Raw genomic sequence first — 13,883 nt, forward strand, 5'->3', positions numbered from 1 at the left:
CAGGCCGAGCACGCGGCGGGCGATCGCCTGGCGATGCACCTCGCTCGGGCCTTCGTAGACCCGCATCAGGCGCGCCTTCTGCCACAGCGCGTTGAGCGGCAATTCCAGCGTCACGCCGAGCGCGCCGAGCGTCTGCATCGCGTGGTCGCAGGCGTCATAGGGCATCTCGGTCGCGAACACCTTGATCATCGAAGCCTCGTGGCGGATGTCCTCGCCGCGGTCGGTCTTGTCGGCGGCCTCGCGCACCATCAGCCGGCACGCATGCATGCGCGTGGAGATATCGGCGATCCACCACTGGATCGCCTGGCGCTCGGCGAGCTTGACGCCGAACGTCTCGCGCTGCCTGGCGTGCTCGCACATCATGTCGAGCGCACGCTTGGTGATACCGACGCAGGTCGATCCCATCTCGAGCCGCCGCGTGCGCAGCCGCAGCTGCATCGGCGCGTAGCCCTTGCCGACCTCGCCGAGCACGGAGTCCTTCGGGATGCGGCAATCCTCGAACACGATCTCGTAGGTCGAGCCGCCGCCGACCATCGGGATCTCGCGCTCGATGATGAAGCCCGCCGTGCCCTTCTCGACGATGAAGGAGGTGATGCCGCCCTGGCGCTGATCGTTGCCGACCCGCGCCATCACGATGATGAAGTCGGCGGCGCGTGCATTGCTGATCCAGATCTTGCGGCCGTTGAGCACCCACTGTTCGCCTTCGAGCACCGCGCGCGTCTTCATGCCCGCGGGATCGCCGCCGGCGCCGGGCTCGGAGATTGCGATCGCCGAGGCCATCCGGCCTTCGATATAGGGCTGCAGATACTTCTTCTTCTGCGCGTCGGTACCGACCGCCTGCAGCATGCGCAGGTTCGGCGTCCGGCGGCAGCACGAACGGCACGCAACTGCGGCCGAGTTCTTCGTGCACCGCAGCCATCGTGCGCGTCGGCAGGTCGTGGCCACCGAGATCCTCGGGCGCATCGAGGCCCCAGAGGCCGAGCTCCTTCGAGACGTCGCGCAGCCGCTTGCGCTGTTCCGACGTGAGCTCGGGGTGATCGCTGCCGGGCAGCTTCGATTTCAGATAGTGCGGCTCGAGCGGGATCAGTTCGCGATCGACGAATCTCGCGACGGTTTCGCGGATCATGGCTGTCTGTTCATCGTCGCTCATCTGAGATTCCTCGCCTGCGCTGTTGTGCTTCAAAAAACCAGTAGCGCATTTTTTATCGGCGGGAATAGCGGAAATGCGCAGCCGTGCTCACGCTCGCGCGATGGTTTCACGGCGCGGAATTCAATATCCCGCGGCATGGTCGATGCGTGCGCAAATGCGCCGGACGCGCCCATGCATCGCGCAGCTGATCGCGCCCCACGAGGTTGTTGCCCCTGAGCAAGCGATCGACGCCGCGCTAATCGGCAAAGCCGACGTAGCGGACAAAATCGTTGTTGGCCTCGCGGTCGGAGCGCACCGCATTGGCGGCAAAGCTGTCGTCGGGATAGCCCATCGCGACGCAGGTCATGATCACCTCGTCTTCCGGGATGTCGGCGACCTCGCGCACGATGTCGGAGCGCATGATGCCCTGACCGTTGATCACGCTGCCAAGGCCGCGATCCCACGCTGCAAGCACGATGCCGTAGCAGAGCGCGCCGAGATCGAAATGGCAGACCGCGCCCGGATCGAGGATCCGGTCGTAGGTCAGGACCAGCGACACCGGGGCGTCGAACTGGCGGAAGCCGCGCAGCACCCAGTCCTGCCGCATCGGCTTGTCGTCGCGGGCAATCCCCATCGCGCCGAACAGCTTCTTGGCGATGTCGACCTGGCGGCCGCGATGCACGCCCTGGTACTCGTTATGGCTGACGATGTCGCGCTTCACCTTGGCACCGGCGACCATCTCTTCCATGTTGCGGCGGCACACTTCCTCCAGCGGCGCCCCGGTCAGGACGTGGACGTGCCAGGGCTGGGTGTTCATCGAGGACGGCGCGCGCTTGGCCACCTCGATGATCTCCTCGACCGTCGCCCGCAACACCGGCTGCTTCTTGAACCCGCGCACGCTTTTGCGTGACTGTACCAGCGTCTCGAATTCCATTCCGCGCTTCCCCGATTTTGTTCCGCGCTGCGCGCGGAATTTCCTTGATCTGACCAGGGTATTTTATCGACAAAATCGGCCATGGGAACTTGATCGGACCAGGAATCCCGTATCCAATCCGGCCACTGGTTTGGTTTAGGGAGAACCCAGATGAAGCGGATTTTCTTGGCGGCCGTGATCGCGACCTTTGCCGCCGGTTCGGCATTTGCACAGGACGCCTCCTGCGAGACGAAAGCGGTCGGCAAGGACGGCAAGCCGCTGGCCGGCGCGGCCAAGACCTCGTTCATGAAGAAGTGCACGACAGATGCCTGCGAGAGCAAGGCAGTCGGCTCCGACGGCAAGAAGCTCGCGGGCGCGGCCAAAACCTCGTTCATGAAGAAGTGCCAGAGCGGCGCCTGAGCCCCCGCATCGACGCCTTTTCACTCCCATCGGGACAGACTTCAATCGGGACAAACCATCGGGTCGCGCAGGGCGCGGCCCGAACGGCTATTGGCCGGTGGATCGCCCCTGACCGGCGGGCGCCCTCAGAACGAGACGCCGACCCGCACGCCCCTGCTCCAGACCCGCCGGCAACGCTTCCTGGTGTTGCCGTGAAACATTTCGAAACGTTCCGGCAACTGGATCGGCTTGGCAAATTCCAGGCAGGCCCCGCCGGCGGAATAGTCCACCAGCCGGCATTCGATCAGCGGCGCCTTCGGTTCAAGCTGGAGCTTGACCACGCTGGATACGCATCCGCTCGGACGAACACGCGCAAATCTCCGGGGATGCATTGCCGTCGCCTCTGGTGAAATCGTACCCACAGGCTCGTCGGCGGCCGTTAAGATTCCGTTCAGATCGGTGGTTACGAACCGTGGCTGCGGGACGGATCGGCCCGGGTGGCGCCCAGACGGCGCGCGGCGGCCAGCGTCTCCGACGGCGCTTCCCCGAACTGCGACCGATAGCTGCGCGAAAAATCGCTTAAGTGCCAAAATCCGTAGGCCAGCGCGCACGTCTTGACGCTGGGCGCACCGGCCAGCAGTTGCTGGCGCACCAGCCAGAGCCGGCGCAACCGCAAATAGCGATGCAGGCTGACGCCCCGGTAGCGCTGAATGGCGTCATGCAGCGTGCGCACCGACACGCCGATCTGCCTGGCGAGTTCGCCGCTGTAGATCGGGTGCGCCACGTCGCCTGCCAGAATTGCGCGCGCGTCGTTGAAGACCTTGAACTGGCGCGTCGTGTTGGCCCGCGTCGTCCACTTGGCCGGCACGATCTCGGCGAAGGCCTTGTCGATCGCGGCAAGCAGCGTCTCCTTGATCGACTCGCCGCTGGCGAACTGGGCATCCTCGGTCGGCTGCGAGGTCACGAGCAGGATGTGCCTTACTACTTCACGCAGCCGATCCTGCGCGCGTTGAGAAATTTCGTGAATGCTGAAATGAAGACCCGCTTGCGGCCAACCGCGGTCGACAATCTCCGGCGTAAACATCACCGAGGCATATTGGCGGGGCGTCTCCTCCACCGACGAGTAGAACGCGCCGCCGCCACCGAGCACAATGACCGCGCGATCGCGCTCGACGCCGTTGAAGCGGATCGGGACCCCGTCATCCATCGTGAAGCCGACTGCGGCGGTGTGCGGCGCAAGCTGTGCGTCGACGATCCGCGGAAAGGACTGCGTGTAGTTGAGGTCGCATCCCGGCAAACTCAGGATGACCTGCTCGGCCGAAATCTTCCGCGCAAGTGGCGTGAAATCAACATCCAGATTTCGGATCGAACTCCGGAATGCATCAACATCGTCAAAACGAAAGACTCTCGGCACCGGTAATGGCGCCGTCAAATGACCGCTCCCGTGAAATGCTCTTGAAAAATTGTGCGCGACGCGGCGGCCTTGCGCGCCGGCCTCATCAATAAATTCCATGCACAAAATGCGAATCGTCCAATAGGTTCAATCAGGAAAAATGCGGTCCGTTCGTCGAACCGGGCAATCCGGCAATGTAACGCGGCTGCCGAATTTCGATAGTCTTTAGCGGGATATCCACCGCCGCGATCGGCCCTCCCAATCAATTTCTATACCCCTATTAAAGATTCGAGGAGCAAATTGGCATCGGGAACGATGACGTTCCTCGTCGCGGAGCATTTTAGGTACCGCAATGACAGTTATTGCCTCGCCCGATCTTATTGCCAAACTCGACCTTGTCTTGAAAGCCGGCTCACCCGACCTCCGCACGCGCATGCTGCAGGAGGTGGCCGGGCTGTTTCTCGAAGACGCTCACCGCCTCAGCGCGCACCACGTCGAGATGTTCGACGGCATCCTGGTCCGCCTGACCGAGAGCGTCGAACTGCGGACCCTGACCACGCTCAGCCGCTCGCTTGCCGATTTGCACCTGGTGCCGCGGGAACTCGCGCGCCGCCTGGCCAACCATGACGACGCCGATGTCGCCGCTCCGATCCTGCGCAAATGCGAATGCCTCCCCGATGCCGACCTGATCGACATCGCCTGGATGCGGGCCGAGGGACACCTCTGCGCGATCGCAGGACGCAAGGCCGTCAATGCGGAGCTCACGGACATTCTCTTGATGCGAGGCGACAGCAGCGTGCTTCGGGTCCTCGCGCGCAATCCCGGCGCTGATCTGACCAGCGCGGGCCTCGCCATGATGGTCGATGCCGCCGAGCGCGACGACGACGTCGCCGACGCGCTGATATCGCGCAGCGACCTGCCCCACCGCGTTCTCGTCGACCTCGTGATGCGATCCACGCCGCGCCAGCAGGCCCGGCTGCTCAAACGCGCACGCCCCGACATTCAGGACGCGATCCGCGCTGCGATCGATGCCAGCGCAGCCCGCGCCTCCGCAACCCCACCAGCCACAATCGACTATGCGGAGGCGCGGGCCACCGTGCTGGCCTTAAACAGAACCGGGCAGTTGAACGATTCCAGCGTCAACCGTTTCGCGATCAGGCGAGAGGTCCGCAACGTCGTCGCAGCGCTGGCGCAGCTCGCAACCGTTCCGATCGAGACGATCGCACCGCTGATGGAAGCCGCCGACATCAGCGGACTCGTAATCGCCTGCCGCGCATCGCGACTGAACTGGAACACAACGGCTGCCATCGTCAGCTGCCGGAAGGCCGGGCTGACGGTTGCACCTGATGAGCTACAGCGCGCACGGGACATGTTTGGAGGACTGGCGCTCTCTAACGCGCAGCGCACGATCCGGTTCGGTTCGCTTAGCGAGCTGACCGCGAAGCGCTCCCAGGCAATGTGAGTGATGCTATGACGTATGGTGACCGCAGGGCGGAACGCGTCAGGCTCGAGACGCGCTATCCCGTCAATCTCATGGGTGTCGACGGCACGTGGCGGCGGAGTTGCATCCTGCTCGACGTCTCGCAGAGCGGGGCCCGGCTCGAGGTCGACGGAACGCTCGATGTGCTGAAGGCCCAGGAGTTCTTCCTGGTGCTGTCCTCGCGTGGACTGGCCTTCCGCCGCTGCGAGCTGGTTCGCGTCGACGGTGCCGAGATCGGCGTGAGATTCATCGAAGAGAGACGGCGAAAGGGACGCCCCGTCATTCCAAGGTGAGGATTGCCAGATGAGGATTGCCGCAACCGGCCCGAAGGGAAGTTGACGACATGACCGTACAGAGAGCGACCAACATCACGGTATCGACCGTCTCCGCCGCACCATTGCGCGGGACCATCGAGATCGACTGCGCCGGCACCGTCGCGACGTTTGCGATCGACGAGGAAATGGCGCATCGCCTGTGCGCCGATCTGGAACGGTTCCTGACCCAGGTCCCGCGCCGGACCCGCGCAGCGCGGTGACCTTGAGCTGCCGACTGTTGCGCGCCTACTCCCGCTTGAAGCGATAGTCGAAACGATCGCCATCCGCCTTGATCAGGCCGACCGTCGGGGCCGGAAAATGGATCGGCAGGATCAGCGTGTCGGTCTCGGCAACGGACGCAAAAAACTTCCGCCGCGATAGTGCCGACTGCTTCGGGTCCCAATCGGGCTTGGCCGACCATTCCGGTTCGCGGCACTGGATCGCATGGTGCATCAGGTCGCCCGCGACCACCGCGCGCTGCCCCTTCGAGAAGATGTTGACGCAGCAATGGCAGGGCGAATGGCCTGGGGTCGGCGTCAGCGTCACGGTGTCGTCGAGCGCGTAGTCGTCGTCGACCAGGAGCGCCTGCCCGGCCTCGACGATCGGCAGGCAATTGTCGCGGAACACCGTGCCGGGCGGATTGGCACCCTTGGCGTTCTCGGCCTCCCAGGCCGCGTACTCGCCCTTGTGGAAGACGTATTTCGCGTTCGGGAAGGTCGGCACCCAGCGCCCGTCGCGCAGCGTCGTATTCCAGCCGGTGTGGTCGATGTGCAGATGGGTGCAGAACACATAGTCGATCTGCTCATAGGAGATGCCGAGCGCAAACAGCTCGTTGCGCCAGCGCTCCTTGCCCGGGAAGTCGAACGGCGGCGGGTGGCCCTTGTCCTCGCCGGTGCAGGTATCGACCAGGATAGTGTAGCGCAGCGTCCGCACCACGAAGGTCTGATAGGTGATCACCATCATGCCGCGCGCGGCGTCGAAGACCTCCGGCTCCATCGTCTTGAGGTGATGCTTGAACACATCGTCGTTGTAGGTCGGGAAGAAATCCTGCGGCCGCCGCCACGGTCCTTCGCGCTCGATCACCGCGTCGATCGTGATGTCGCCGATCCTGATCTGCTTCATGGTTGTTTCGCTCCCAGTTTTTTGTAAAGCGTAGCGGGCGGCACCTCGCCTCACAAGCCGAGCACCGCGCAGCACGCCATGCGGCTTTGCATTGCTGGCGGGAAACAGCCATGCCGCAATTCGTCCGAAATCCTGCTCATGCTGCGGGAATGACCCATCGCGCGATTCCGATCGTCCTCATGATACTCACGACATTGCCGACAGCGGCGGTAGCCGCGCCCGACACCGTTTTCTTTCCGAGCGCCGACGGCAAGACCGAGATCGTCGGCTATCTGTTCAGGCCGCAAACGCCGGGCCCGCACCCCGCCACGTGCTGCTGCACGGCCGCGGCGGGCCCTATTCGATCAACGTCAACAGGGACTGCACGCTGGTGTCGCGGACCAATCCGTCGGCGGCCTGCAATGCCGCCAGCCTGTCCAAGCGCCACGCGATGTGGGGACAGTATTGGGCCGACCACGGCTATTTCGCGCTGCTGCCGGACAGTTTTGGGCCGCGCGGCAAGGCGCACGGCTTCGGCCGCTTCACGCATGACGATTCTGATCGCACCGACGTCAATGAGAAGACCGTGCGGCCGCTCGACGCCGAGGGCGCGCTGAGCTGGCTGCGCAGCCAGAAGGAGATCAGCGGCAATCGCATCTTCCTGCAGGGATGGTCGAACGGCGGCAGCACCGCGCTGAACGTGATGCAGCGGCAGGGCGCCGCGACGTCGGGCTATCGCGCCGCGCTCGTGTTCTATCCGGGCTGCGGGCCGGCCGCGCTGTTGGCGCAGACGCTCAGGTCGGCAGCACCGATCACGATGTTACTGGGCACGGACGACGAGGAAGTATCGCCCGACCGCTGCCGGGACGTCGCCGGTCGCTCCGTTGCTGCCGGCAGCAAGATCGACGTCGTGGTCTATCCGGGTGCCACCCACGATTTCGACGATCCCGACCGCCGCCGCCAGTCGAATCCCGCCAACAACGCGGCGCTCCACGACGCGATGGTGCGGGCGATTGCCGCAATCGACGGCTTGATTGATTAGGCCGCCGCAAATCGACCAGAAAGCACCCCTACCCGGACCGGCGATCCAGCAAGGAACCGAGTCGCTTGGGCAGGAAACTGAAATACGCGGCAGCGACGATCGTTGCCGTCGCCGCCGCAATCTACCTCAACAACACCAGCCTTCTCGCAACGCATGCCGGCGGCAAGCCGGTGCTGCTCGCCCATCGCGGCATGGCGCAGCGTTTCGATGAGCGCGACCTCAAAAACGACACCTGCACCGCGGCGCGCATGCTGCCGCCGACCCATGACTACCTCGAGAACACGATCCGCTCGATGCGGGCGAGCTTCGAGCGCGGCGCCGATATCGTCGAACTCGACGTCCATCCGACGACCGACGGCGAGTTCGCCGTGTTTCACGACTGGACCGTCGATTGCCGCACCGACGGCCAGGGCGTCACCCGCGAGCAGCCGATGGCGCGGCTCAAGATGCTCGATATCGGCCATGGCTACACGGCCGATGGCGGCAAAACCTTTCCGTTCCGCGGCAAGGGCATCGGCCTGATGCCGTCGCTGGACGAGGTGCTCAAGACCTTTCCGGGTCGCCGGCTCCTGATCAACGTCAAGAGCCGCGATCCCGCCGAGGGCGAGAAGCTCGCAACGGTCTTGAACCGGTTCCCCGCCGAACGGCGCAAGCTGATCATGGCTTATGGCGGCGACGAGCCGATCGAGACGATCCGGCGGCTTTCGCCGGAGACCCGCACCATTTCCCGCGCGGCGCTCAAGAGCTGCCTCATCCGCTATATCGGCTATGGCTGGACCGGCATCGTGCCTGATGCCTGCCGCAACGCCATCGTGCTGGTGCCGGTCAACTACGCACCCTGGCTATGGGGATGGCCGGACCGCTTCCTCAACCGAATGGCGGCGGCCAACAGCGCGGTCTTCGTGCTCGGCCCCTATCAGGGCGGCGAATTCTCGACCGGCATCGACGATGCCGACCTGTTCCGGCGCCTGCCCGAAAGCTATTCCGGCGGGATCTGGACCAACGAGATCGAGACCATCGCCCGCCTCGCCGGGCGTTAAATCCGGCCTCCTCCTGTCATCTGTCCGTCATAGAAATTGTGCGACTGAAGCGGCTCGTCGCATCGAGGACAACGCTATGAACGCACCGAGCCTGACCCGCCCCAAGATTGCCGAAACCGTCATCGAGCCGACGGTCAAGCTGCGCGAGGTCAAGGTCGGACGTTGCTGCGAGATTCTCGGCGACACCGCGATCGAATACACCGAGCTTGGCGACTACTCCTATCTCGGCAGCGGCTGTATCGTCGCCGACGCCGTAATCGGCCGCTTCTGCGCGATCGCGGCGCAGGTCCGGATCGGCGCGCCCAATCATCCGCTCGAGCGCCCCTCGCAGCATCGCTTCACCTACTGCCCCGAATACTACACGGCCTCTGCCGAGCGCGATCATGACTTCTTCAGGAACCGACGCGCGGATCGCGTCGTGATCGGAAACGACGTCTGGATCGGCCACGGCGTGATCGTGCTGCCCGGCGTCACCGTCGGAGACGGCGCAGTGCTGGCGGCCGGCGCCGTGGTCTCGCGCGATGTCGCGCCCTACACCATCGTCGGCGGCGTGCCGGCCCGGCCGATCAAGGAGCGGTTCAACCGCAAGATCGCCGCCGAGCTGTCGCAGATCGCCTGGTGGAACTGGCCGGCTGAAACCATCTGGGAACGCCTGCCCGAATTCCAGTCCGGCGATGTCGAGGCGTTTTGCGCGCGGTGGCGGGCTTGAGCTAGCTCCGCAGTCCCGGCGCTTCCTGGCCGGTACGCGCGACATACTCAGTGTAGCCGCCGCCATATTGGTGGATGCCGTCAGGGGTCAGCTCGAGCACGCGGTTGGAGAGCGCGGCGAGGAAGTGCCGGTCGTGCGAGACGAACAGCATCGTGCCCTCGAACTCGCAGAGCGCATTGATCAGCATCTCCTTGGTGGCGAGATCGAGATGGTTGGTCGGTTCGTCCAGCACGAGGAAATTCGGCGGATCGAACAACATCTTCGCCATCACCAGCCGCGCCTTCTCGCCGCCCGAGAGCACCCGGCACTTCTTCTCGACGTCGTCGCCGGAGAAGCCGAAACAGCCGGCGAGCGCGCGAAGGCTGCCCTGCCCGGCCTGCGGAAACGCGTCCTCCAGCGACTGGAACACGGTGCGCTCCCCGTCGAGCAGGTCCATCGCATGCTGGGCGAAATAGCCCATCTTGACGCTGCCGCCGATCGCGACCGCGCCGTCATCGGGCTCGGTTGAACCGGCGATCAGTTTCAGGAGCGTCGACTTGCCCGCGCCGTTGATGCCCATCACGCACCAGCGCTCCTTGCGGCGGATCATGAAGTCGAGGCCGTCATAGATGCGCTTGCTGCCATAGGCCTTGTGGACGTTCTTCAGGCTGACGACATCCTCGCCCGAGCGCGGCGCCGGCTGGAATTCGAACGCCACGGTCTGCCGCCGCCGCGGCGGCTCGACCCGCTCGATCTTGTCGAGCTTCTTCACCCGGCTCTGCACCTGGGCTGCGTGCGAGGCGCGCGCCTTGAAGCGCTCGATGAACTTGATCTCCTTGGCGAGCATCGCCTGCTGCCGCTCGAACTGCGCCTGCTGCTGCTTGTCGGAGAGCGCGCGCTGCTGTTCGTAGAACTCGTAATTGCCGGAATAGGTGGTGAGCTGGCCGGCGTCGATCTCGACCACCTTGTTGATGATCCGGTTGATGAACTCGCGGTCATGCGAAGTCATCAGCAGCGCGCCCTCATAACCCTTCAGGAACTGCTCGAGCCAGATCAGGCTTTCGAGATCGAGATGGTTGCTCGGCTCGTCGAGCAGCATGACGTCCGGACGCATCAAGAGGATGCGCGCCAGCGCCACCCGCATCTTCCAGCCGCCGGATAGTTTGCCGACGTCGCCTTCCATCACCTCCTGGCTGAAGCCGAGACCGGCCAGCGCCTCGCGCGCGCGGCCGTCGAGCGCATAGCCGTCGAGTTCCTCGAATTGATGCTGCACCTCGCCATACCGCGCGATGATGTCATCCATCTCGTCGGCCTTGTCGGGGTCGGCCATCGCCGCCTCGAGTTCCCTGAGCTCGGCCGCGACCACGCTGACGGGCCCTGCCCCATCCATCACCTCGGCGACCGCGCTGCGGCCGGACATCTCGCCGACATCCTGGCTGAAATAGCCGATCGAAATGCCGCGATCGAGCGAGACCTGGCCCTCGTCCGGGATTTCCCGGCCCGAGATCATCCGGAACAGCGTGGTCTTGCCGGCGCCGTTCGGCCCGACGAGGCCGATCTTCTCGCCCTTCTGGAGCGCCGCGGAGGCTTCGATGAAGAGGATCTGGTGGCCGACTTGCTTGGAGACGTTATCGAGGCGGATCATGCTCTAATACTGGGAAACTGAGGATTTGCGGCCTCTTATTCGATCTGGGACGCGGGTGGAAGCCCATTCCGCAGGTTCGTGCCGCGTTTCGTGCATGCCACGATCATTGCCAATCGAATATGACATGAAGCGGTTCGATGATCGGTTTTGGGGCATCTTATGCAAGTCTGGTTTCTCTATCTCCTCGCGCTTGGCGCCGGCATCTGCGTCGCGGTTCAGCAGGTCCTGAACGGCAATCTCAGGTCTGCCCTCAACTCGCCGGCCTGGGCCGGGCTCGTCAGCTATCTCGGCGGACTCGTGACGATGGCGGTCGTGCTGGTCGCGACGCGCGAGCCGGTGCCGTCCTGGAAGCTGGTGACGGCAGTGCCGTGGTGGGCCTGGAGCGGCGGTGTCCTCGGCGGCATCTTCATCCTGTTGATGATCCTGCTGCTGCCGCCACTCGGCGCCGCGACCCTGCTGGCACTGGTGGTTGCGGGTCAAATGCTCGCGGGCATCGCGATGGACCATTTTGGCCTGTTCGGGCTGGCGCAGCACCCCGTGTCGGTTTCACGGCTGGCCGGCATCGCACTGATCATCGGCGGCGTGCTTCTGATCAAGGATTGACGGGCTCTCGTTACGCCCGGCGCATCAGCCGCAGTTCGGCCGACAGGCGAAGGCTGCGCTTGCCGGCCAGCGCGATTCCTTCGAGCTCGGCACCATCCGCACGGCACGAACCGGCGAAGCCGATGCCGACTTCATAACCGCCGAACACCGGGTACTCGCCCTTCGCCGAGGTATGCTCCTGGTTGACGATCTCGCCTCGCCAGCGGCCATCCGCGGACGAATACGAACCGAGATAGTAGAAGAACGCATCGCCGCCGAGGATGCGGCCGTCCATCAGCAGCATGACCCCGGTGAGCCCGGCGTCGACACCGTCGAGCGCGCGGAGATGGATGGAGTACAGTCCGTTGACAATGCCGCCGGGACCAACCGCCCCGCGCGGCGGCAAGGCCTCGTCGTCGAGCGGCGCCAAATTCGCCCAGAACACGCCGTCCGGCATGGCGTCGGCCTTGCCCTCGAGCAGGATGGTGGAACCCTCGCTCCTGCCGCGCACCTTGATGACGGTGACGTCGGCGCCCATCAGCGGCTTGAAGTTCGGATCGTCATTGTGGCGCTCGGTGATCACCTCGGCGGCGATCTCGCCTTCCGTCACCTGATAGGTGCCGAGATGGGCAAAGGCCGAATTGCCGCCCAGCATCCTGCCGTCATGCATGCACATGATGCTGCGGCCGAATGCGCCGTTGATGCCGTACTCGACCTTGTAAAGTCCGTTGAGCACGCAAAAATCCAAAAAAATAAAATTGATTCTGTTCGCCACATAGCACCGGGCCGAACGCCGCACCATTGCGTCTTTTGGCGCAGGCAAGCCCGCAATGTCCGGGTGTGGACAGCAGCCGATTCGTCGCTTAGCTGTAGGCACCGCCCGCGTCGTACTGCGTCACGCGGGATCTGGTCTGCCGGTCCTCCACTATCTCAGTTCATTGTGTCCAAGCATTTGCGCATTCCGCCAATGGTCGCGCGCCGCACCCGGCCTCGACACAGGCGAGGCTTCGAGGAGCATCACATGATCAATCGCTTTGGCCTGGCCGCCGCGCTGGCGCTGCTGCTCGGCAGTGGCGGTGCTGCCCTGGCGCAGTCGCTGCCCGACTATATGGGGCCGATCTCCGGCAAGACCTCATCAACGCCGGCCGCCGTCGCGACCAAGGACGTGCTGGCGCTCAACACCGGCATGTTCGAGCTCTATGGCGATGCGGCGCGGATCTTCCAGAAGAACATCCTCGACAAACACCCCGTGATCCTCGGCCTGTTCTCCGGCGCCGGCGGCCGCCTGATCCTGTACCGGCCGGGCAAGCCGCCGACCGAAGCGCCGCAGGTGCCGATCGTCTATCAGCTGCTCAAATCGGTCGGCCACAGCACGATGGCGCTGGCCGAGGTGGTCGGCCCCTATGTCAACAATCCCGACGACAAGGCGTGGCGCGGGTCGATGCAGGCCTATCGCAGCCGGATGCAGTCGGCGCTCGACGGGCTCGATGCTACGCCGATGCAGGCGGACTGGCGCGACAACAACCGCGCCATCCTCAAGAACAACATCGCCTTCATGGATGAATGCCTCACCGCCGGCGCGATCCTCTTCGCGACGCTCGAGGCGTTCGGCAAGAAGCAGGCGCCGCTGCTCGCCAGGAACGTCGCCTGGGCTGCGCAGACCCAGGTCGCGCACTGGATGACAGTCATGGCCGACTGGAAATCCCAGCTCGGCGCCGACTGGGACAAGACCTACGGCGCGAGCAACACGATCTATGTGGCGCGGCAGAACAACGTGATCTTCAGCGTGCTGGCCCAGTTCTTCGGGCCTGACGCCATCAACAGCCGCCTGATGCTGATCGAGACGATCTCCTTCACCACGACGCCGTCGGACATGCTGGAGTCGCTGACCCGGATCATCGCCGACCGCTCGGTCGGCGCGCTGTTTTTCGGCAGCTATCACCTGATGGACTATGAGCTGATGGGGGGCGATGCGCGCGAGGCGATCATCGCCGAGACCAAGAAGCGCGGCATGACGGCCTTCCTGCCGCCGCTGGTGCCGTTCGGCTCCAAGCAGTGGCCGACGCTGATCACGCCGGGTCCGGGACCGGCCACCATCGCCGACCTGAAGTGAGACCACGCCTACGACCTATTGCGACGTTGCGGTTGTGCTCGCTT

The 13,883-nt window shown here is 64.5% G+C and carries 16 protein-coding genes and 1 pseudogene; 9 read left to right on the forward strand and 8 right to left on the reverse strand.

Features of this window, described 5'->3' with window-relative positions:
* The 3 genes and pseudogenes from AKL29_RS29630 to AKL29_RS29635 form a co-directional block, all read right to left on the reverse strand.
* The coding region (locus tag AKL29_RS29630) for an acyl-CoA dehydrogenase family protein (protein ID WP_202814563.1) at positions 1–846 on the reverse strand (846 nt) is incomplete at its 3' end.
* Positions 847–928: 82 nt separating this feature from the next.
* Positions 929–1,150 (reverse strand): annotated as a pseudogene (locus AKL29_RS46760) (acyl-CoA dehydrogenase family protein); the annotation flags it as partial.
* Positions 1,151–1,385: 235 nt separating this feature from the next.
* Entirely contained in the window at positions 1,386–2,063 is a 678-nt protein-coding gene (locus AKL29_RS29635) for a nitroreductase (RefSeq protein ID WP_050386601.1), read from the reverse strand.
* A 150-nt stretch (positions 2,064–2,213) separates the two neighbouring features.
* Here AKL29_RS29635 and AKL29_RS29640 point away from each other — a divergent pair, with 150 nt between their 5' ends.
* Positions 2,214–2,462, forward strand: coding sequence for a hypothetical protein (locus tag AKL29_RS29640; RefSeq protein ID WP_028332303.1), 249 nt, complete (start codon positions 2,214–2,216; stop codon positions 2,460–2,462).
* Between the two features lie 125 nt (positions 2,463–2,587).
* Here the strand turns inward: AKL29_RS29640 and AKL29_RS29645 are convergent, their stop codons facing one another.
* Together AKL29_RS29645 and AKL29_RS29650 are read right to left on the reverse strand one after the other, a co-directional pair.
* Positions 2,588–2,833: a PilZ domain-containing protein gene (locus AKL29_RS29645; protein ID WP_026192700.1), complete on the reverse strand. Its 246-nt coding sequence runs from the start codon at positions 2,831–2,833 to the stop codon at positions 2,588–2,590.
* A gap of 71 nt (positions 2,834–2,904) precedes the next feature.
* The gene (locus AKL29_RS29650) at positions 2,905–3,954 is read right to left on the reverse strand and encodes an AraC family transcriptional regulator (protein ID WP_347336998.1); all 1,050 of its coding nucleotides are present in this window, start codon (positions 3,952–3,954) and stop codon (positions 2,905–2,907) included.
* Positions 3,955–4,333: 379 nt separating this feature from the next.
* On the opposite strand from AKL29_RS29650, the gene AKL29_RS29655 reads away from it, so the two are divergent.
* Genes AKL29_RS29655 through AKL29_RS29665 form a run of 3 tightly spaced genes read left to right on the forward strand, consistent with a single transcriptional unit; the run spans position 4,334 to position 5,849 of the window.
* Entirely contained in the window at positions 4,334–5,296 is a 963-nt protein-coding gene (locus tag AKL29_RS29655) for a DUF2336 domain-containing protein (protein ID WP_160321805.1), read from the forward strand.
* A gap of 8 nt (positions 5,297–5,304) precedes the next feature.
* Positions 5,305–5,607, forward strand: coding sequence for a PilZ domain-containing protein (locus AKL29_RS29660; RefSeq protein ID WP_028332307.1), 303 nt, complete (start codon positions 5,305–5,307; stop codon positions 5,605–5,607).
* 50 nt (positions 5,608–5,657) lie between these two features.
* Positions 5,658–5,849: a hypothetical protein gene (locus AKL29_RS29665; protein ID WP_028332308.1), complete on the forward strand. Its 192-nt coding sequence runs from the start codon at positions 5,658–5,660 to the stop codon at positions 5,847–5,849.
* A 25-nt stretch (positions 5,850–5,874) separates the two neighbouring features.
* Here AKL29_RS29665 and AKL29_RS29670 read toward each other — a convergent pair whose 3' ends face one another.
* Entirely contained in the window at positions 5,875–6,750 is an 876-nt protein-coding gene (locus AKL29_RS29670) for an MBL fold metallo-hydrolase (protein WP_050386603.1), read from the reverse strand.
* Between the two features lie 310 nt (positions 6,751–7,060).
* Here AKL29_RS29670 and AKL29_RS29675 point away from each other — a divergent pair, with 310 nt between their 5' ends.
* From AKL29_RS29675 to AKL29_RS29685, 3 genes are all read left to right on the forward strand, one after another.
* Positions 7,061–7,771 (forward strand): dienelactone hydrolase family protein, encoded by a 711-nt coding sequence (locus AKL29_RS29675; RefSeq protein WP_244482495.1) that lies wholly within the window; start codon positions 7,061–7,063, stop codon positions 7,769–7,771.
* A gap of 65 nt (positions 7,772–7,836) precedes the next feature.
* Positions 7,837–8,811 carry a glycerophosphodiester phosphodiesterase family protein gene (locus tag AKL29_RS29680; protein ID WP_050386604.1) on the forward strand — a complete coding sequence of 325 codons (975 nt, stop codon included), beginning with the start codon at positions 7,837–7,839 and terminating at the stop codon, positions 8,809–8,811.
* A gap of 76 nt (positions 8,812–8,887) precedes the next feature.
* Positions 8,888–9,520 carry a DapH/DapD/GlmU-related protein gene (locus AKL29_RS29685; protein WP_028332312.1) on the forward strand — a complete coding sequence of 211 codons (633 nt, stop codon included), beginning with the start codon at positions 8,888–8,890 and terminating at the stop codon, positions 9,518–9,520.
* A gap of 1 nt (position 9,521) precedes the next feature.
* On the opposite strand, the gene AKL29_RS29690 is transcribed toward AKL29_RS29685, so the two are convergent.
* The gene (locus AKL29_RS29690) at positions 9,522–11,144 is read right to left on the reverse strand and encodes an ABC-F family ATP-binding cassette domain-containing protein (protein WP_050386605.1); all 1,623 of its coding nucleotides are present in this window, start codon (positions 11,142–11,144) and stop codon (positions 9,522–9,524) included.
* A 159-nt stretch (positions 11,145–11,303) separates the two neighbouring features.
* Between AKL29_RS29690 and AKL29_RS29695 the strand changes: the two genes are divergently transcribed.
* On the forward strand, positions 11,304–11,747 hold the full coding sequence (locus tag AKL29_RS29695; RefSeq protein ID WP_016843015.1) for a DMT family transporter: 444 nt from the start codon (positions 11,304–11,306) through the stop codon (positions 11,745–11,747).
* Between the two features lie 10 nt (positions 11,748–11,757).
* Here AKL29_RS29695 and AKL29_RS29700 read toward each other — a convergent pair whose 3' ends face one another.
* A complete protein-coding gene (locus AKL29_RS29700) occupies positions 11,758–12,462 on the reverse strand; it encodes a hypothetical protein (protein ID WP_028332315.1) in 705 nt (234 codons plus the stop codon).
* A 285-nt stretch (positions 12,463–12,747) separates the two neighbouring features.
* Here AKL29_RS29700 and AKL29_RS29705 point away from each other — a divergent pair, with 285 nt between their 5' ends.
* Positions 12,748–13,839: a hypothetical protein gene (locus AKL29_RS29705; RefSeq protein WP_050386606.1), complete on the forward strand. Its 1,092-nt coding sequence runs from the start codon at positions 12,748–12,750 to the stop codon at positions 13,837–13,839.
* The last annotated feature ends 44 nt before the right edge of the window (positions 13,840–13,883 follow it).

It is taken from the genome of Bradyrhizobium pachyrhizi (assembly GCF_001189245.1).
GTDB lineage: Bacteria > Pseudomonadota > Alphaproteobacteria > Rhizobiales > Xanthobacteraceae > Bradyrhizobium > Bradyrhizobium pachyrhizi.

Bases quoted from the DNA above. Each gene is read 5' to 3' on its own strand.
- AKL29_RS29670 (WP_050386603.1), bottom strand. From the start codon at position 6,750: ATGAAGCAGATCAGGATCGGCGACATCACGATCGACGCGGTGATCGAG.
- AKL29_RS29705 (WP_050386606.1), top strand. From the start codon at position 12,748: ATGATCAATCGCTTTGGCCTGGCCGCCGCGCTGGCGCTGCTGCTCGGC.
- AKL29_RS29660 (WP_028332307.1), top strand. From the start codon at position 5,305: ATGACGTATGGTGACCGCAGGGCGGAACGCGTCAGGCTCGAGACGCGC.
- AKL29_RS29655 (WP_160321805.1), top strand. From the start codon at position 4,334: ATGTTCGACGGCATCCTGGTCCGCCTGACCGAGAGCGTCGAACTGCGG.
- AKL29_RS29665 (WP_028332308.1), top strand. From the start codon at position 5,658: ATGACCGTACAGAGAGCGACCAACATCACGGTATCGACCGTCTCCGCC.
- AKL29_RS29695 (WP_016843015.1), top strand. From the start codon at position 11,304: ATGCAAGTCTGGTTTCTCTATCTCCTCGCGCTTGGCGCCGGCATCTGC.
- AKL29_RS29690 (WP_050386605.1), bottom strand. From the start codon at position 11,144: ATGATCCGCCTCGATAACGTCTCCAAGCAAGTCGGCCACCAGATCCTC.
- AKL29_RS29645 (WP_026192700.1), bottom strand. From the start codon at position 2,833: ATGCATCCCCGGAGATTTGCGCGTGTTCGTCCGAGCGGATGCGTATCC.
- AKL29_RS29640 (WP_028332303.1), top strand. From the start codon at position 2,214: ATGAAGCGGATTTTCTTGGCGGCCGTGATCGCGACCTTTGCCGCCGGT.
- AKL29_RS29685 (WP_028332312.1), top strand. From the start codon at position 8,888: ATGAACGCACCGAGCCTGACCCGCCCCAAGATTGCCGAAACCGTCATC.
- AKL29_RS29635 (WP_050386601.1), bottom strand. From the start codon at position 2,063: ATGGAATTCGAGACGCTGGTACAGTCACGCAAAAGCGTGCGCGGGTTC.
- AKL29_RS29650 (WP_347336998.1), bottom strand. From the start codon at position 3,954: ATGGAATTTATTGATGAGGCCGGCGCGCAAGGCCGCCGCGTCGCGCAC.